This is a genomic window from Candidatus Ornithobacterium hominis (assembly GCF_951229915.1).
GTDB lineage: Bacteria > Bacteroidota > Bacteroidia > Flavobacteriales > Weeksellaceae > Ornithobacterium > Ornithobacterium hominis.
Genome location: NZ_OX579588.1, coordinates 484,046 through 503,291 on the forward strand (window position 1 = coordinate 484,046; position 19,246 = coordinate 503,291).

Sequence of the window (19,246 nt, forward strand, 5' to 3'; positions counted from 1 at the left end):
TATATTGCAAATATAAAAAATAATTGTGATTGTGAATTTAGTAAAATTTTTCTAAGCCTTAAAAAAAATACCTTTTTTTCTTCTTTCTTTCCAACGTAAAAAATCAGTAATTTTGCATAGAATCACTAATCCAACCTATGGCAAAATCAGTGGAGACATTTAATTCAAAGAAACACATCCAAATCGAGGGAGCGAAACTGCACAACCTGAAAAACATTCATTTAACTCTACCCAAAAACAAACTTATTGTCATCACGGGGCTTTCAGGGTCGGGGAAATCTTCTTTGGCTTTTGATACGCTCTATGCTGAGGGGCAGCGTCGCTATGTGGAGAGCCTTTCCTCTTATGCGCGTCAATTTTTGGGGCGGCTAGATAAACCTCAAGTAGACCAAATTCGTGGTATTGCACCCGCCATTGCCATTCAGCAAAAAGTTAATTCAGTGAATCCTCGTTCTACCGTTGGCACAAGCACAGAAATTTATGATTATCTGAAATTATTATTTGCACGTATTGGCGAAACTTATTCTCCTGTGAGTGGCAAAAAAGTGACCAAAGATACCGTGACAGATGTTGTTAATTACATTCAATCACTGCCAGAAAATACAAATGTGAATATAATTTCACCACTTTTGATTCCAGAAGAGCGTGATTTTCAGCAGCAATTAGATGTTTTGCAAAAACAAGGTTTTGCACGTGTAGACATAGATGGCAATACGCAAAAAATTCAAGATTTAATTGATTTTAGCTTTCAGCCACAGGAAAACATGAAATTAAATCTCGTGATAGACCGTGTGGTAACAAAAAATGACGAAGATTTTTATCATCGTTTGGCAGATAGCATTCAAACAGCCTTTTATGAAGGGCATGGCGAGATGATGGTTCACTTGCCTGATGGGAATAAAGAGCAAGTCTTCTCCAATAAATTTGAACTCGATGGCATTAGCTTTATAGAGCCGAGTTTACATTTCTTTAGTTTTAACAACCCGCTCGGGGCTTGCCCTACCTGCGAAGGCTATGGGAAAATCTTGGGAATTGATGAAAATCTAGTCGTTCCCAACAAAAATTTAAGCATTTATGAAGACGCCGTAGCCGCCTGGAAAGGCGATAAAATGAGCGAATGGAAAAAAGAATTAATTCGAGCAGCAGAGAAATTAGATTTCCCGATTCATAAGGCTTATTATCAGCTCTCCCCAGCACAGAAGAAAACTCTATGGGACGGGCAAGGCACGTGGCAAGGCATTAATGGATTTTTTCAAATGCTGGAGGAAAATACCTACAAAATTCAATATCGGGTAATGCTTGCTCGGTATCGAGGAAAAACCACTTGCCCAAGTTGCCAAGGCAAACGCCTGAAAAAAGAAACCGATTACGTGAAAATCAACCAAAAAAACATTTCGGATTTAGTAGATTTACCGCTGAATGAATTACAAGAATTTTTTAAGGCTTTAGAAATTTCAGAACATCAAAAGAAAGTAGCCAAAAGAATTTTGTTGGAAATTGAATCTCGTATTCAATTTTTACTAGATGTAGGCTTGAACTATCTGACACTCAACCGAACCAGCAATACTCTTTCAGGCGGGGAATCACAGCGAATTAACTTAGCGACTTCCCTAGGAAGTTCTTTGGTAGGGAGCATGTATATTCTAGATGAACCTTCCATTGGGCTACATTCTAGAGATACTGCAAATCTCATCAAAGTTTTATTAAAATTAAGAGATTTAGGCAATACTGTGATTGTCGTAGAACATGATGAGGACGTAATGAAAGCTGCAGACTTCATTGTAGACATTGGGCCAGAAGCTGGTTCAAACGGGGGAGAAGTCGTCTTTGCAGGGACCTATGATGAATTGCTGAAAACAGATACCTTAACGGCACAATACCTCAACGGGAAAAGAGAAATCCCCGTGCCAAAAGAAAGAGCAACTTTGCATGACTTTGTAGAAGTGACGGGAGCACGAGAGCATAATCTCAAAAACATCACGGCTCGCCTGCCGCTGCACGCTATGGCCGTCATCACGGGAGTGAGCGGCTCGGGGAAAAGCACGCTGATTCAAGATATTTTTGCCCCAGCAATAGAGCGAGAACTAGAAATTTACAGTCAAAATATCGGTGATTTTGAAAAAATTCAAGGTGCAGTAAAGCAAATCAAAGCCTTGGAATATATAGACCAAAACCCGATTGGTAAATCCTCTCGCTCCAATCCTGTAACCTATATCAAAGTTTATGACGACATTAGAAAACTCTTTGCTGAGCAAAAACTGAGCAAAATGCGTGGCTATAAAACCAAGCATTTTTCATTCAACGTAGAGGGAGGACGTTGTGAAGTTTGCCAAGGCGAAGGAAGCATCACAATAGAGATGCAGTTCATGGCAGACGTGACGATAGAATGCGACCAGTGCCACGGGACACGCTTCAAAGATGAAATACTTGATGTTAAATTTGCAGGTAAAAATATCTCTGATGTGCTTCACCTAACGGTAGACGATGCAATTGAATTTTTTAAAGAAAATCAACAATCTAAAATTGCCGAGAAGCTCCAGAGCCTGCAAGACGTTGGCTTGGGCTATGTGCAGTTAGGGCAATCGAGCAGCACATTATCTGGCGGCGAGGCACAGCGCATCAAGTTAGCATCATTTCTCACCAAAGGCAATAATGCGAAGAAAACACTTTTTATTTTTGATGAACCATCTACAGGATTGCATTTTCATGACGTTCAAAAGTTGCTGATTTCATTACGTGCCTTGATTGAAAACGGGCACAGTGTGTGGGTGATAGAACACCACCCTGACATCATCAAATCAGCAGATTATTTGCTAGATTTGGGCCCAGAAGGCGGGAAACAAGGCGGGGAAATAGTAGCCAGCGGAACTCCTGAAGAAATTATAAAAGCGAAAAAAAGCCATACCAGCAAATATTTAGCCGAGAAATTGAAGATTTAGGCTCAGGCTTATTTTGAATTTTAAATGTTGAATTTTGAAATAAATTATGTTCGTTCAATCGGTCAAAATGGGCAAGTAAAAAAATTAAGCCTGAAAAAAATATATTCAATTATATTCTCAAAAATTTCTAAAGCCTTAAAAAAAATCCTCTGCCTCAAAAAAAACAAATTTGCATAATTCAAAAACGTAAAATACATTTGCGGGCAGGTTGAGAAAAGAGAAAAATCTCAACGGAAATTTTTAACAAAAAAATAACGAAATTTTAACAAATGAAATTTGTTAGTTCCAAAATAAAGTGTAAACACACACACACACACACAAGTAATGAGCTAAACAACTCATTATCAATAACTTACAATAATTTATTGCTTCCCTGCGGGAGCGAACCGCAAAGCCGTGCAAGAAAATCTTGTGCGGTTTTTCTATTTTCACCTGTGTGAGAGTAGTAATTTCTTCAAAAAGAAGAGCCTCACGGGTTGGGGCTCTTTCTAAATGAAGAAGCAAAAAAAAGTTGAAAAAAATAGCAAAAATTTAATTAAGAAAAGAATAAATCAATAAAAAATTAACCAAAAAAAATAAAATAAATGAAGAAATTATTATTTTCTTTAGCCGTATTATCAGCGGTTGCGGTCACCGCTCAGGTGGGCATTAACACAGAAAACCCAAAGGCAACATTAGAAATCAAAGCCAATACTCAAGACCCTGTAAGTGGGCTTTTAATTCCTAAAGTAAATACGACAGAGCGTAACGCTTTTGTGAAACCAGAGCAGGGATTGATGATTTACAATACTGATTTAAAGTGTCATGAATTAAACGTTGGGACGCCCATCGCACCAGCATGGGAATGTGTAGCTACAGCTAAAAACGTACAAACAGTTTCCATTGAGCCTGTTGGTTTTATCGGGAATTTTAAATACAGAGAAGCAAACAATCCGAATACTCATAAAGTTGTTTTTAGAGTAACTAACAATACAAGTAGTCAATTAACAGGAATAGATTTAAGTTTTGTAAAAGTAGATGGAGTAGCTCAATACGTTAATTATGGGCAAAATGATAATGTATCGATACCCGCCAATAGCAGTGTTGATTTAGAATATGGAATTTCTGGTACAAACTGGAGAGATGCTGTATTTACTTTAACATATGATCAATATAGCTCTGCAAGTTTTACTTTAACTGTAGATAAGTCAATGCCAGAAGGAGAAACTTTAGAAAAAGGTAGAGGAGATGGTGGTACCGCTGATTTTGGTAAAATGGAGCAAGAGTACTTTTTAGTAAAAGATGATAAATTAGCAAGCCCTATCGATATTAGCAAGATTATTTCTAGCAATTCACCTCTAATTGTAGAAATTCCATTCACGAACGGGAAGGGAAATTACTTAGCCTATACCTCAGAGGAAGTTACACTGACTGACATTACAGGGGCAGAACGAAAAATAAAATTATCTTATGAAGAAGGGAATTTAGATATAGGGAAGGGCGTCATCAAGGCAAAAATTACAAGTGCAGACGGCAATGATTTAACTTTGCCTCAAGTTGCTTTAGGTGAGAGAATATTAATTGCTCAAATTCCTGTCAAATTAAATAATACCGAGAAGGGAACCTATGATTTGTATGCTTTTGGGGGGATTCCTGATAAAAAATTTAATGAGAATACTAAGCATAATTTTGTGTATATGCCAATAGTTTCCCCAACAGGAAGAACATGGCTAAACAACAATTTGGGTGCGGAATATAATAGAACAGATTCTGATGTATTTAACCCAAATCAGCAAGCCAAAACGATGGATGATAAATATGCTTTTGGGAGTTTATTTCAATACCGTAGAGATTCAGATGGGCATGAACTTACATCAATACAAAATGATGAACATAAACGTAATTCAGAAGTAATTTATGATTTAGCTCAAAATTTTTCTCCAAATCATTCAAAGTTAATTTATAATCAATTGTCAAAAGAAGAGATACCTGTTGTAGACAGAAAATATAATTGGGTTGAGGAGGATTATTTAAATAATAACAAAGCAGAATGGGGAAAACTTTGGGAAGTGGATGGAGCAAATAACCCTTGCCCTCAAGGTTATAGACCCCCAAAAACTGATGAAATACGAAAAGAATTAGAGTATCTAAATAGATTAAATGGAAAAGCAGTATTTAATTCTAAATTAAAATTAGTTTCTTCACATATAGATTTATTAATTTGGACGCTAGAAAGAAATACTAGATTTATGGCTAATCCAAGTAATGTGTATTTGTCAGGTCTTGCTGACCAGTATAGAGTCCATGTTCGTTGCATCAAACATGAATAAAAAGACACTACCCAACACAAACTGTGTAAGTTAAAAAGTTAAGGGCTTGGATTTATAATCTGAGCCCTTTTGTCAAAAATAAGCATAAATTGGTTAAGAACAATATCCCAATTTTGGGCAGGTATCGTCCATTTTTAAAGGCTTGTAAAATTCCTTGTTGTTTAATAATTCATCTTTGTTGATCATAATTATGTAGGTTTAAAAAATAATAAAAAGTTATTGCCGAAAATTTTTTTTGAACTAGAAAAGGTTCAAAATTTTTCAGAATAACTTTTTAACTAACACAGTTTATGGGATACTACCCTTGAAATTCTAAATGAGAGCCATTAAGCTGTATCTCTAGGTAAATTATGTTCTCTTTTAGCTGTTTCTTTTGGGTTAATTTTTTCGCCCTCCGTTGCTGTTTTATTAATGGCAGACTCTTTTTTTGATTGATTTGTTTCCCTATCTTCAGGTTTTACGATTTCGTCTTTTGATTTCTCGTTGTTCTTATTCATAACACTTAATTTTTATTGAAATTATGAAACAAATAATGTGCCGTTATTCAGCAATTACACCACTTCCCAGCAATTCATCATCCATATACCAAGCGGCAAATTGACCAGCAGTAATGGAGCTTTGAGACTCTTCAAATACCAAAAAAAGCTGCTGGTGAAAGAGGTAAAGCTTGGCTTTTTGTAGTGGTTGACGATAGCGAATCCGTGCAGAAACCTCCATGTAGTCGCCATTATTTTGTAGCGCCAAATCTTCACGAATCCAGTGTATATCTTCGGCTGCCACCCGAAGCACTTTCCGCCACAGCCCTGGGTGGTTTTTCCCTTCTCCTACGTAGATGATATTTTTTTCTACATCGGTTGCCAGCACAAACACGGGCTCCACTTTTCCGCCCACGCCTAAGCCTCGGCGTTGCCCGTTGGTGAAGTAATGAGCTCCTTGGTGTTCACCTACTTTTTGCCCGTCAGTAGGCTGGTAAACAAAATTTTTAGAAAATTTTTCAAGGCTTAAAAAATTTATTTCATCCAAGCTTTGAGATTTTTGGTAAGCCTCAAAATCCGAAGAAATTTCAATAATGTCGCCTTTTTTTGGTTGCAGCTGTTGCTGTAAAAAGTCGGGTAAACTCACTTTGCCAATAAAGCAAAGCCCTTGGCTATCTTTTTTATCTGCCGTTGCCAAATCATGCGCCCGAGCCAATGCACGAACTTCGCTTTTTTGTAGCTCACCAATTGGGAATAGAGCCTTTGATAGCTGAAATTGATTGAGCTGGCATAAGAAATAACTTTGGTCTTTATTCTGGTCTTTGCCTGCTAAGAGACGATAAACTTTTTCACCATCTTTTTCCCATTCTGCTTTGCGGCAATAGTGTCCCGTAGCTACAAAATCAGCGCCGAGATTGAGTGCTGTTTCTAAGAAAACATCAAACTTTATCTCACGATTGCAGAGCACATCAGGGTTGGGCGTACGCCCTGCTTCATACTCGGCAAACATGTAGTCTACGATGCGTTCTTTGTAAATATCGCTCATATCAATTACTTGGAAGGGGATACCTAATTTCTCTGCGACCAGCAGCGCGTCGGCACTATCTTCCACCCAAGGGCAATCGTCCTCGAGTGTTACACTGGCATCGTTCCAATTGCGCATAAAAAGTCCGATCACTTCATAGCCTTGCTGCTGAAGCAACAACGCCGCTACACTACTATCTACCCCGCCTGAAAGCCCAACGACTACCTTTTTGCTCACGATAAAAATTTTTTGCAAAGATACGTTTATTTCAGGGAATGAATTTTTTAAAGCTTAGCGAAAACTCTTAAAATTTATTTAACTTTCCTTAAAATATAAGTTGAAATTATTTGGATTTTTAGAGGGAAATTAGGGGATTAAACCTCTTTACTTCTGATTCTACTCAAGGTTTCTTGCGATATGCCGAGATAAGAAGCTACCATGCCCAGTGGTGCGCGAAGTATAATGTTGGGATTTTCGCTGAGGAGTTGTGCATATCTTTCTCTGGCAGTCGTGTGTTGTAACGAAGCCAGTCGGGTAATGAGCTGAGTCATCAAATTACCGAGCAAGTAGCGGCTAAAGTTGGCTGCAGGCAGTGAAACCTCGCACAATTGATTTAGCTTCTCATAATTACAAAAAGTAATGGTGCTTTCCTCTAAGGTTTCGATGTTGTATTGGGTGGGTTTTTGCGTGAAGATGGTATCGATGTTCCCGAAGACTCTGCCTTCTGGGTAAAAGTTGGTCGTAATATCTTTGCCGTTTTCGTAATAGAATACCCGAGCCAAACCTTTTTCCATGAAGAAAACCTTTTGGCTGTAAGAATTTTGATGCGTTAAGATTTCTCCTTTAGAATAGGTTTTGGTTTCGGTTTCTTCTCGGAAGAAGTGCTCGATATGCTCATCAATCTTCAAATGTTGAGAAATAAGTTCTAATAAGTGCACCCGTTTAATTTTCGGCAAAAGTAGCAAAAAAGACTTTTTCTCAAAAAAAACTAGCTATTCCTCAGAAATCTGATCTGACTTTTTCTCAAAAATTTTCTAAGCCTTTAAAAATTTTAAGATTTATTCTAATTTTTTAGAGCTCTCACCAATCTAAAGATTTTAATTTTTAAAGCCAACCAGCCGATAAGAAAATAAATCCAACCGAGAATCAGTAGATGGATAATGTACGGGTGTGTCAACACGCTCTCACCATTTTGAATAAAAAGGATTTTCATCGCTTCTAGATAAGGTGTGAGTGGTATAATGTCTGTAATGGCTTGTACAAAGGTGGGCATAGCACTACGAGGCCAAGTGTAGCCGCTGATGAGAAAAGCTGGCGAGGCAATTACCATTAGAATTTGAGTGATTTTGAGCGCATCGGGCAACAAAATACTTACCATGACGCCGAGATTCCCACACGCTACGATAAATAAAACGGTGGTAATGGCAAAGTATAAAAGATTTTGTGGCATAGGAATCATAAAAAACTTCCCGATACCGTAAAAAACTAAAAGATTGACCAATGAAAAAGTCCAAATCGGTAAGTTCTTTATTACCATGACCAATGCGGTGTATTGGTATTTCCCCGTGAAATCTTGAATGAAGGAATCTCGTTTGAACTCCTCTGAAAAACTAATTGCCATTGCCAAAAGAATGACTTGTTGCAATACTACAGCCATCATGGCTGGCCACATGAAAATCAGGTAATTACTACTGGTATTGAATAAAGTAATGTAATTGGTCTTGAAAGGCTCGTAGTTCATTTTTGCTATTTCAGCATTCGTGCCTTTTCGTTGTATGCTTTTTATCTCTGCTCCAGCAGAGAATGTCCCCAAGACCAGTTGTATGGCTTTACTGGCAAAATTTGCTGTTAAAATATTGGATGTATTTACGTAGACATTAATTTCTGGGTACTTTTTTTGTAGCATATGAGCTTCAAATCTCTCGGGTATCACAACGACAGCTGCTGCCTCAGTTTTGATGACTTCATTTTTGATGCTGGCAGGTTCTAGCTGATATTCTAGTATTTCGATGTTTTTATTGTCTTGTAGCATTTCCACTACCTGAAAGGAAAGAGGAGAGAGATCATGATTGATGACAATCACAGGTAGATTTTCTGTTTTCCCTTGCTGGTAAGTGAAGCCAATAATGAGCGCGTATGCCAGTGGAGCTAAAAGAAAAACATTTCTCAGCGTTTCATTTTTTAGGAATAATTTAAATTCTCGTTTGATAAGGTATAAGAACTGTTTCATTTTTCTTTTAAAATCACTTGAGCGTTAGCCAAAATATCTTGTGTTTCCTGTTGTTTTTGAGGTAAAATTTTAATTTCATATACAGCCTCTTCCATTTGGTAGTCAGGGAAAGCAGTTGTAATATCAGCATATCTTGTCAATTGCTTGATGTTTACGATTTTACCTTTTATTTGCTGTTGATTGTATACCACTTCTAGGGCAACCTCAGTACCTTTGGGGTAAGCAGCAATTTTACTTTCAGGAATCGTAAATCTGAAATAAGTGGTTGAGGGAATGTAGCCGTTAAACAAAGGGTAACCAGCCGTAGCCAACTCACCTGGGTGCAGTGTAATGGTTTCCAACTCCATAGCGTTGGTAGCTATAACAAAGCGTTCAGAATAAGCGATGTTAGCTTCTTGCAACGCACCTTTTGCCTGATTAGCTTGGCCTTGCGTCATTTCAATTTTTTCATAGCGAGTTCCGTTCAGCACATCATTCAGTTCAGCATTTACTGCATCTAGCTGAGCTTTAGCACCTTGGTATTTAGCGAAAATCTCATCATGAGCTTGTGGAGACATTAAGCTGTCTCTGAACATGTTATCAGCTCTATTCAGTGATTTTTTAGCATAATCATATTGCTCTTGTAGCCCTTTTTGTTTAGCCCTCAGTTGCCGAATTTGATTTTTTGTAGCTCCGTTTTTAGCCATTTGCATTTGGGCATTAGCAGCCTCTATAGCACCTTTAGCTTGAGCTATTTTGGCAGAAACTTCAGGCACGTCTAGTATAGCTAGGGTGTCGCCTTTCTGTACCAAGTCACCTTCATTCACCCAAATTTCTAAAACTCTTCCTGTCACTTTGGGTGAAAAGGAAATGCTTTCTTTTTTAGCTTTACCTTCTATTGGTTTTTCTCTTTTTTCTGGGCTGCAAGCGGAGAAGCATAAAAAGACGCCCAAAATTCCAAAAATCACTCCTTTATTTTTCATGGTGGTGTATTTATTCATATAAATTTTTAACATTCAAATCTTGTACTGATTTCATTAATTCAATAGCAGCTCTTCTTTGATTGAAAATTGCGGTTTGATATTCCAATTCTGCTTTTTCTAAATCATCTTCGGCCTCCACCAAATCCACAGATTTCTTTAAACCATACCGAAATTCTTTTTCCACTTGTTTCAAAGCGTTTTCTGCAATTTCTTTAGCTTTAGCTTTCAGTTGAATTTGGGCTTTGGCTATATTGTAATTTGTCTGGTTATTTTGCAGATTTAAATTTAATTTTTTCATCGCATCAGCTTTTTTACTTTCCAAGATTGCCTTATCGATTTCAGCTTTTTTGGTAGCAGTTTTGCCTTCTTTTCCATCAAAAATATCCCATTTAAACCCGACCCCTACTTGAAATGCAGGAAATAAATTTATATTTTCAGGCTGTAAATCTAATTTTTTAGGAATCAAAGTAGCAATGTTTTCAGAAGAAGAAATGCGATTCCCATACAATCCCCAATGGGCCAAGGAAGCCACTGCCTGAACCTTGGGTTGCCACCACTGTTTTTCGGCTTTTATTTTGTATTCTGCCGCTTTGATGCCATGTTGCAAAGCCTGAATTTCTGCTCTATTTTCTATAGAATTGCTCCAAGTTTGGTAATTAATGGGTTGCAAATCAGGCTGAATGGCAGTAATACGCTCCCGCTCAATCCCAGTGAGTATTTGCATTTGTGAAATCACTAATTCCTTTTTCCCTTCATACTCCACCATTTTAGAATCCAACGTAGCTTGAGCCAATTCTATTTTCTTGTGGTCATAGGCGGTGATTAGCCCATAACTCAATGCCTTATCTGCCGTTTTTTTGTTTTCTTCTAGTCGTTTTTTAGACTCGTCTAAAACTTTTTTACTCGCTTGCATTAGAGCGAATAAATCATAAACTTCTATAATTTTTGTCACGACTTCATCCTCACTTTTATTCAGCAAAGCTTGGTGAGAAAGTTCTTTTTCGCCTAAAGCTTGAGCAAGGAACTTAACTTTTCCGCCAGAATAAATCAAAACACTTGCTTCAGCTTTAGTGTTTAGCAAGAAGCCAGAAATATGAATTGCATTATTTTTCTCTGAAATTTTGGCGCCGGGGAAAACAGGAGGAATAGCTGGAACGTTAAAGCCTGGAACGGTGATATGTGCAGAGTTATAAGTGTATCCGTACTTGCCTGAAAGTTCAATTTTCGGCAAAAATAGGTCTTTCAATTTTTCCTGTTCCAGTTCAATTTCTTCTATACTCAGCTTCTGTTGTTCTATTGTAGCATCTTGTTTCAGTGCAGCATCAATTAGTTCTTGCAGTGTAGGGGCAATCTGAGCTTTCAGAAAGACTGGGAATACAAGAAACAAACAAGTAATATTTTTAAATACCTTCATTCTGATTTAATTTGAGTGGCAAATGTATCTATTCTTAAACGTAAAACATTTGATAAATATCAAAAAAATATCTCGTGGTTTAAATGAAGAGCGAAAACAGGATTTAAGACCGTCTTCTAGTATGGTGAAATTATTAGCTAATAATCTTTATGGAGTGAAATTTAAACAGGCTTTTAGATGTAATTCCTTGTAACAATCCAGAATATTTTCATCAATGGATTTAGTTTGAAAGTCATTGTTTTAAAATTTAAATATGCACAAAATAAGATAGAATTTTGCGGTGAAAGAAAAATTTATTGGTATTTCAGTAGACTTGGAGCAGCTTGCAGGTAGTAGATGTTGATTTTGTTTTTATTCAGAAATGACTAATAATTTTTCGCAAATAGCCAGACTCAAAACTTCCATTTTTCTATCTTTATATGATACGGTGAAACTGAGATCATAAGGCTCTATTTCGTCAATAAAAATCTTTGTGTTGAGTTGAATGTCTTTTTTATTAAGATAATTTAGGAAGTCACTTGAACTATCTTTTAAGCCTTTTAAAATTACCGTAGATTTTTCTGGAAATTCAGACAATTTTTTATAATTCTTTTTCAGGATGTTCCCGTCTTTATTTGGAATAGGAGATCCATGCGGGTCTGTAGATGGGAAGCCCAATAATTTATCCATTTGATCAAAAAATTTTTCAGATGAGATGTGTTCTATTTCTTCCGCAATACCATGTACTTCCTCCCAACCAAACTGCATGAATTTTGATAAAAACATTTCAGAAAGTCTATGTTTCCTGATGATGGAAGCGGCCGCTTTTTTGCCCTTGCTAGTTAGTCTGATGGGTTTATACTTCTCTGATGCCACAAAACCGTCTTTTTCTAATTTTTTTATCATTTCACTAGCACTTGGTTTGGCGACTTGTAGCGCGTTACTCAGTTCTGTAAGTGCAATATTGGGGCTCTTTTGGTTCAGATAAAAGAGCATTTTCAGGTAATTTTCTTTAGATTCAGATGGCATAAAATTATTTTCCCAAAGATAAACATTTTTATGAAAAATATTTGTTAGGTATAGCTAATTATTATAATTTTGATGACCTTAACTTTTATGTGAAATAAATACTATACTTATGAAATTAAAAAAAGTACTCTTTGTAGTTGGAGCAGTAACTGCCAGTCAAAATGCTATGTCGCAGGTAGATAGTTTGGACTATATACAGACCTTAGATGAGATTGTAGTGAGTGGAACGATGAAACCCGTTACCAGATCTGAAAGTTCAGTGCCTGTAGAGGTGTATTCAACATCGTTTTTCAAAGCAAATCCAGTAGCTAATGTTTTTGAAGCAGTAGCCAACATTAATGGTGTGAGGCCGCAAGTGAATTGCAATGTGTGCAACACAGGAGATATACATATTAATGGATTAGAAGGGCCGTATACCATGGTGTTAATCGACGGAATGCCGATAGTGAGTGGGCTTTCTACGGTTTACGGTTTGAGCGGGATTCCACAAAGCTTGATAGAACAAGTGGAAGTAGTGAAAGGCCCAGCATCTGCACTTTATGGCTCTGAAGCTGTGGGTGGATTAATCAATGTAATTACAAAAAATGCCTACGCAGCACCTCGCTTTTCGCTAGATGCGATGGGCACGACTTGGCAGGAATATAATGTGGATTTAGGGACAAAATTAAACTTGAAAGAGGGTGTTTCTACGCTTTTGGGCGTAAACTATTTCAATTATCAAAAACCGATAGATAAAAATAAAGACAACTTCACAGATGTTACATTGCAGCATAAAATCTCTGTATTCAATAAATGGGATTTCGCTATGCCGAATAATAAAATGTTCTCTATCGCAGGAAGATATTTGTATGAAGATAGATGGGGCGGGGAAATGGATTGGACGCCAAAATACAGAGGAGGAGACCAGAAATACGCGGAGAGCATATACACCAATAGAGGTGAGCTTTTTGGTAAATATGAACTACCTACTACAGAGAACTTGACTTTGCAATTCAGTGCTAGTTGGCACGACCAAAATAGCTATTACGGCAATGAACCTTTTATGGCACAGCAGAATATTTATTTTGGGCAATTACTTTGGGATAAAAAAATAGCTAATCATGATTTATTATTAGGCTTGGCTAACCGCTATACCTATTATAATGATAATACCCCAGCTACGTCTCATAATAATAGTAAACAAAAGCACAGTTATTTGCCAGGGATTTTCATTCAAGATGAGGTTAAATTCAACTCGCAGAATGCACTATTGGCAGGGCTTAGGTATGACCATCATTCTGTGCATGGCAGCATTTTCACGCCCAGAGTTAACTACAAGTGGAATACAGAGGATAAAAGAACCGTGTTGAGATTCAGTATAGGAAATGGATATAGAGTAGCTAATATTTTTACAGAAGACCACGCCGCTTTAACGGGAGCAAGAGATGTAATATTCACAGAAAAATTAAAGCCAGAGACATCTTGGAATGCAAACATCAATGGAGTTCAAAGCTTCTATTTAGATAACGGAACTTATATCAATCTAGATGCGATGGCATTTTATACCCATTTTGGTAATAAAATTATACCAGATTATGAAACAGATCCCAATAAAATCATTTATGCCAATTTACACGGACATGCTGTTTCTAAAGGAGTTTCGCTAAACACACAATTTGTTTTCCCCTCTGGGCTAAAGATTTTGGCAGGCGGAACATTATTGGACGTTTACAGTGTAGAAAATAACGTGAAGTCAAGACAGCTTTTTACCGAACGATTCACAGGAACATGGACAGTCGGGTACGAATTCAGAACAATAGGATTAAACATAGACTACACAGGAAATTTATACAGCCCCATGCGATTACCTTTGCTAAGCAAAAAAGACCCAAGACCAGAATATTCCCCTTGGTGGAGCATTCAGAACATTCAAATTACAAAAAATATAGGCAAAGGATTTGAAATCTATGGTGGAGTAAAAAACTTACTGAACTGGACTCCAGCGAAAAACATTCCATTCTTAATCGCTAGAACAGAAGACCCCTTTGATAAAAATCTTGGTGTAAACAACCCGTATGATTTAACATTTGACCCTACTTATGTTTACGCACCCAATCAAGGGATTAGAGGTTTTTTAGGAGTAAGATTAAATTTAAAGTAATTCCATCCTTTAAAAAACGAAATTGGAATCTATTTTTTGAGGATAGAAAATGAAATGAAATTCCTGACCGACAGAGTATGTAAATTAAAAAGTCACAGGCTCAGGTTATAAACCCGAGCCTGCGCCTTTACAAGATAAACATAAAACGGAAGATGAGCTAAAAGAGTTCGCTAATTGAAATCACAACACTTTCAGCAATTCAAAATCTTATAATTTGCATTTGATAGAAATCGTAACGACTTAGAAATGCACTGCGGCGAAGTACAAAAAAATTAAGCCTTAAAAAAAAAGACACAATAATTTCAAAAATTAATTCCACCAAAATGTTTTTTGCAAAAATCTCCAAAAGTTGCGGGATATTCTTTATTTTTGTAGAAGAACATAAAAAAAATATTGATTCATGAATCTTCACGAATATCAAGGCAAAGAAGTTTTAAACAAATATGGTGTAAAAATACAGCGTGGAAACGTAGCAGAAACACCAGAGGAAGCAGTGAAAATGGCACAACGGCTGACTGACTCTACAGGAACGCAATGGTATGTCATCAAGGCACAGGTGCATGCTGGTGGCCGAGGAAAAGGTGGTGGCGTGAAGCTAGCCAAGTCACTGGATGAGGTAAAAGAAATTTCAAGCAAAATACTGGGAATGAAATTAGTCACACCTCAGACTTCAGCAGAAGGCAAAACGGTACATCAGGTTTTGATAGCGGAAGATGTTTACTACCCAGGTGAAAGCGAACCGCAGGAATATTACATGTCGGTATTACTAGACCGAGCCAAAGGACAAAACATGATTATGTACTCACCCGAAGGAGGTATGGATATAGAAGAAGTGGCAGAGAAAATGCCTGATAAAATCTTTACCGAAATCATAGATCCCGCAGTAGGTTTACGCCCGTTCCAAGCTAATCGCATTGCGTTTAATCTTGGAGTGGATGGGGACGCCTTTAAAGATATGGTAAGGTTTGTCTTCTCGCTTTACAAAGCTTATGTGGAATCTGATGCTTCAATGTTTGAAATCAACCCCGTGCTGAAAACCAGCGACAACCAAATCATGGCAGTGGATTGTAAAGTTTCTTTGGACGATAATGCTTTGTTCCGTCACAAAGATTTAGCCGAATTGAGAGATAAACGAGAAGAAGACCCCACCGAAGTGGAAGCTGGAGAAGCTGGCCTAAATTTTGTGAAATTAGATGGGAATGTTGGCTGTATGGTCAACGGAGCAGGTTTAGCGATGGCAACGATGGATATTATCAAACTTTCTGGCGGAAGCCCAGCGAATTTCTTAGACGTTGGCGGTACAGCTGATGCAGAACGTGTAGAGAAAGCTTTCAGAATTATCTTGAGAGATGAGAATGTAAATGCAATTTTAGTTAACATCTTTGGCGGGATAGTTCGTTGCGACCGTGTAGCACAAGGAATCATCGATGCTTACAAAAATATGGGCGATGCGATTCAAGTTCCCATCATCGTTCGTTTGCAAGGAACCAATGCCGAGGAAGCTAAAAAAATGATAGATGAAAGTGGATTGCAAGTTCACTCAGCGATTACCCTACAAGAAGCAGCAGATAAAGTCAAAGAAGTTGTAGGGTAAAAAATCAAGAAAACAATAGAAACCGCTTCATCGAGAGGCGGTTTTTTTAAGCCTTAAAAAAAATTAATACATTCTAAGCCGATAGAAAATTAAATATGAAAAAAAATATTATTGCCATAGCAGGTTTATTTATTTTAAGCAGCTGTGCAACACAACAAGTCAAACGAAAATCAGAAACTTCAGCATTGAACTACCCTAAAACAAAGAAAGAGAACGTCAATTACGCACATTTTGGCACAACGGTTCAAGACCCATACCGTTGGCTAGAAGATGATTTGTCTACTGAAACCAAGGCTTGGGTCAAAGAACAAAATCAATTGACATTCAATTATCTAGATAAGATTCCATTCCGTGGTGAAATCAAAAAACAAATGACAGAACTATGGAATTACGAAAAAATTTCTGCGCCATTCAAACGAGGCGAATGGATTTATTTTTACAAAAATGACGGTTTGCAACAACATTCCGTTTTGTATCGTAAAAAATCAGAAAATGCTACACCCGAAGTCTTTTTAGACCCCAATCAATTCTCCAAAGACGGCACCACATCACTTTCAAGCATTAGCTTCTCAAAGAGTGGAAACCTAGCCGCTTATCAGATTTCAGAAGGTGGCTCCGATTGGCGAAAAGTCATCATTGTAGACACCAAAACAAAAAGACAAGTAGAAGACACTTTGCGTGATGTGAAATTCAGCGGAATCTCTTGGCGCGGAGAGGAAGGCTTTTACTATTCATCTTATGACAAGCCTAAAGGAAGTGAGCTTTCGGCAAAAACCAATCAGCATAAACTTTATTTTCACCGTCTGGGCAGACCACAAAGCCAAGATGAATTAATCTTTGGTGGAGAGAAAACACCACGCCGTTATGTTGGTGGGCACGTCACAGAAGATCAACGATTTTTGATCATCTCAGCAGCTCAATCCACTAGTGGAGGCGAACTTTACATCCAAGATTTAAAAGAAAAGAATAGTGAAATTATCCCAATTCTCACTAATTTTGATACCAATACTAGTGTGGTAGATACGCAAGGAGATACGCTTTACCTATTGACTGATTATCAAGCGCCGAACAATCGCTTGGTAAAAGTCGATTTCCAAAATCCCAAATCTGAGAATTGGCTTAATATCATTCCTGAGAAAAAAGAAGTGCTTAGTGTTTCTACAGCTGGTGGATTTCTTTTTGCTCAGTACCTAAAAGACGCTGTGTCTAAAGTAGAGCAGTACAACCACCAAGGGAAGAAAATTAGAGAAATTGAGCTCCCTGGCTTGGGCAGTGCTGGTGGATTCGGAGGTAAAAAAGAAGAAAAAGAAGTTTACTACAGTTTTACCAATTACATTACGCCTAGTTCCATTTATAAATTTGATGTTATCAGTGGCAAAACACAACTTTATCAACAACCCAAAACCAACTTTAATCCTGATGATTACGTAAGCGAACAGGTATTTTACACCTCTAGTGACGGCACCAAAGTTCCCATGACCATCAGTTACAAAAAAGGGCTAAAACGCAACGGTAAAAATCCTACAATTCTCTATGGTTATGGTGGTTTCAACGTTAGTCTCACACCCGCATTTAATGTCAGCAGAGCTGTTTGGTTACAAAACGGAGGAATTTATGCCGTAGCTAATTTGCGTGGAGGCGGAGAATACGGGAAAGAATGGCACAAAGCGGGAACTCAAATGCAAAAGAAAAACGTATTCAATGATTTTATTGCCGCAGCTGAATATCTGCAAGCCAACGCTTATACTTCGCCTCAATACACAGCTATTGATGGGCGTTCCAATGGAGGACTACTCGTGGCAGCAACAGAATTGATTCGTCCCGATTTATTTCAAGTCGCTTTGCCAGGCGTAGGCGTTTTAGATATGTTGAGGTATCATACCTTCACAGCAGGAGCAGGCTGGGCTTATGATTATGGAACAGCAGAAGACAGCGTAGAAATGTTTGAATACCTGAAATCTTATTCGCCTGTGCATAATGTAAAAAAGGATGTTTGCTATCCCGCAACTTTAGTACTCACTGGCGACCATGATGACCGCGTGGTGCCTGCTCATAGCTATAAATTTGTGAGTGAATTGCAAGATAAACAAAAATGTGAAAATCCGACGCTTATTCGTATCGAGACCAAAGCTGGCCATGGTGCGGGGAAACCCACAGAACTCATCATAGAAGAGTATACCGATGCAATGTCTTTCGCTCTCGACCAAATGGGAATTGAAGATTTACAAAAGTAGTGGAGTGGCAAACGGACTTTCCTACAAAAAGAAATTCTGTTTAATCTCTACTAAAAAAACGAATAAATATTAATTTTTTTTAAGCCTTGAGAAATTTTTCCCAAGGCTTAAAAAGTAAAAAGAAAAAAGTGAAATTACAAACCGATTTACCACTCAATTATTTAGCACGTTGTGCCAAAGGAAATACTCAAAACCCGAAGTTATTGCTATTGCTCCATGGCTATGGTAGCAACGAACAAGATTTATTTTCCTTTGCCGACGAACTTCCACAAGATTTCTTTGTGATTTCTGTACAAGCCCCTTTAGCTCTTCCATTTGGGGGGTATGCTTGGTATGAAATTAACTTTACTGATGCGCAAAAGTTTAACGATGTTTTGCAAGCCAAAGAAGCCGTTGAGAAAATAAAAAACTTCATTGCTGCAGCAGTGAAAAAGTTTGAACTAAACCCAGAAAAAATATGGCTTTGTGGCTTTAGTCAAGGAGCTATTCTTAGCAATGCTTTGGCATTAACTTCCCCAGAAAATATCGAAAAAGTCATTATGCTGAGCGGTTATACAGCCCAAGATATCATTGGTGAAGTAGCTAAAAAAGATTTCAGCAAGTTAGACTATTTTATTTCACACGGAACAGAAGATACCGTAATCCCCATCGATTGGGCAAGAAAAACGCCTCAACTGCTTAGGAGCCTAAACATTGAGCATCGCTATGAAGAGTACCCAAGCGGACACGGACTGGTGCCACAAAATTTCTATGATTTACTAGCATGGATTCAAGAAAGGAAATAAAAATTTCTAAAGTCTTTAAAAAAAATCCCCAGCCTCAAAAAAAAATAAATTTGCATAATTCAAAAACGTGAAATACATTTGCGGGCAGGTTGAGAAAAGAGAAAAATCTCAACGGAAAATTTTAACAAAAA

Annotated in this window: 13 protein-coding genes; 6 read left to right on the plus strand and 7 right to left on the minus strand. The window is 37.6% G+C overall.

The genetic code is table 11. From position 1 onward, the window contains the following. Positions 1-137 precede the first annotated feature (137 nt). Together uvrA and QOX03_RS02230 are read left to right on the plus strand one after the other, a co-directional pair. The gene (gene uvrA, locus QOX03_RS02225; protein WP_283671329.1) at positions 138-2,939 is read left to right on the plus strand and encodes an excinuclease ABC subunit UvrA; all 2,802 of its coding nucleotides are present in this window, start codon (positions 138-140) and stop codon (positions 2,937-2,939) included. Between the two features lie 584 nt (positions 2,940-3,523). Beyond that, on the plus strand, positions 3,524-5,248 hold the full coding sequence (locus QOX03_RS02230; RefSeq protein WP_283671330.1) for a phage tail-like protein: 1,725 nt from the start codon (positions 3,524-3,526) through the stop codon (positions 5,246-5,248). Positions 5,249-5,574: 326 nt separating this feature from the next. Here QOX03_RS02230 and QOX03_RS02235 read toward each other — a convergent pair whose 3' ends face one another. The 7 genes from QOX03_RS02235 to QOX03_RS02265 form a co-directional block, all read right to left on the minus strand. Then, positions 5,575-5,745 carry a hypothetical protein gene (locus tag QOX03_RS02235; protein WP_165846435.1) on the minus strand — a complete coding sequence of 57 codons (171 nt, stop codon included), beginning with the start codon at positions 5,743-5,745 and terminating at the stop codon, positions 5,575-5,577. 43 nt (positions 5,746-5,788) lie between these two features. Further along, a complete protein-coding gene (mnmA, locus tag QOX03_RS02240; RefSeq protein ID WP_283671729.1) occupies positions 5,789-6,988 on the minus strand; it encodes a tRNA 2-thiouridine(34) synthase MnmA in 1,200 nt (399 codons plus the stop codon). Between the two features lie 134 nt (positions 6,989-7,122). Next, a complete protein-coding gene (locus QOX03_RS02245; RefSeq protein WP_283671331.1) occupies positions 7,123-7,686 on the minus strand; it encodes a Crp/Fnr family transcriptional regulator in 564 nt (187 codons plus the stop codon). Positions 7,687-7,811: 125 nt separating this feature from the next. Next, complete coding sequence (locus QOX03_RS02250) at positions 7,812-8,978, minus strand: ABC transporter permease (RefSeq protein WP_283671332.1); 1,167 nt, start codon at positions 8,976-8,978, stop codon at positions 7,812-7,814. Then, positions 8,975-9,940, minus strand: a complete 966-nt coding sequence (locus QOX03_RS02255) for an HlyD family secretion protein (protein ID WP_283671333.1) — start codon at positions 9,938-9,940, stop codon at positions 8,975-8,977. The genes QOX03_RS02250 and QOX03_RS02255 overlap by 4 nt, the downstream gene beginning before the upstream one ends. A 10-nt stretch (positions 9,941-9,950) precedes the next feature. Continuing rightward, positions 9,951-11,354 carry a TolC family protein gene (locus tag QOX03_RS02260; protein ID WP_283671334.1) on the minus strand — a complete coding sequence of 468 codons (1,404 nt, stop codon included), beginning with the start codon at positions 11,352-11,354 and terminating at the stop codon, positions 9,951-9,953. A 351-nt stretch (positions 11,355-11,705) separates the two neighbouring features. Next, the gene (locus QOX03_RS02265) at positions 11,706-12,362 is read right to left on the minus strand and encodes a metal-dependent transcriptional regulator (protein WP_283671335.1); all 657 of its coding nucleotides are present in this window, start codon (positions 12,360-12,362) and stop codon (positions 11,706-11,708) included. A gap of 109 nt (positions 12,363-12,471) precedes the next feature. Between QOX03_RS02265 and QOX03_RS02270 the strand changes: the two genes are divergently transcribed. From QOX03_RS02270 to QOX03_RS02285, 4 genes are all read left to right on the plus strand, one after another. Next, positions 12,472-14,502 carry a TonB-dependent receptor plug domain-containing protein gene (locus QOX03_RS02270; RefSeq protein WP_283671336.1) on the plus strand — a complete coding sequence of 677 codons (2,031 nt, stop codon included), beginning with the start codon at positions 12,472-12,474 and terminating at the stop codon, positions 14,500-14,502. Between the two features lie 400 nt (positions 14,503-14,902). Continuing rightward, complete coding sequence (gene sucC / locus QOX03_RS02275) at positions 14,903-16,096, plus strand: ADP-forming succinate--CoA ligase subunit beta (protein ID WP_119058236.1); 1,194 nt, start codon at positions 14,903-14,905, stop codon at positions 16,094-16,096. Positions 16,097-16,191: 95 nt separating this feature from the next. After that, a complete protein-coding gene (locus QOX03_RS02280; protein WP_283671337.1) occupies positions 16,192-18,330 on the plus strand; it encodes a prolyl oligopeptidase family serine peptidase in 2,139 nt (712 codons plus the stop codon). A gap of 128 nt (positions 18,331-18,458) precedes the next feature. Continuing rightward, entirely contained in the window at positions 18,459-19,115 is a 657-nt protein-coding gene (locus tag QOX03_RS02285; protein WP_283671338.1) for an alpha/beta hydrolase, read from the plus strand. Positions 19,116-19,246: the final 131 nt, after the last annotated feature.

Coding starts and splice junctions, on each gene's coding strand:
- uvrA (WP_283671329.1), top strand. CDS start 138: ATGGCAAAATCAGTGGAGACATTTAATTCAAAGAAACACATCCAAATC.
- QOX03_RS02265 (WP_283671335.1), bottom strand. CDS start 12,362: ATGCCATCTGAATCTAAAGAAAATTACCTGAAAATGCTCTTTTATCTG.
- QOX03_RS02235 (WP_165846435.1), bottom strand. CDS start 5,745: ATGAATAAGAACAACGAGAAATCAAAAGACGAAATCGTAAAACCTGAA.
- QOX03_RS02250 (WP_283671332.1), bottom strand. CDS start 8,978: ATGAAACAGTTCTTATACCTTATCAAACGAGAATTTAAATTATTCCTA.
- sucC (WP_119058236.1), top strand. CDS start 14,903: ATGAATCTTCACGAATATCAAGGCAAAGAAGTTTTAAACAAATATGGT.
- QOX03_RS02255 (WP_283671333.1), bottom strand. CDS start 9,940: ATGAAAAATAAAGGAGTGATTTTTGGAATTTTGGGCGTCTTTTTATGC.
- QOX03_RS02270 (WP_283671336.1), top strand. CDS start 12,472: ATGAAATTAAAAAAAGTACTCTTTGTAGTTGGAGCAGTAACTGCCAGT.
- QOX03_RS02280 (WP_283671337.1), top strand. CDS start 16,192: ATGAAAAAAAATATTATTGCCATAGCAGGTTTATTTATTTTAAGCAGC.
- QOX03_RS02260 (WP_283671334.1), bottom strand. CDS start 11,354: ATGAAGGTATTTAAAAATATTACTTGTTTGTTTCTTGTATTCCCAGTC.
- QOX03_RS02230 (WP_283671330.1), top strand. CDS start 3,524: ATGAAGAAATTATTATTTTCTTTAGCCGTATTATCAGCGGTTGCGGTC.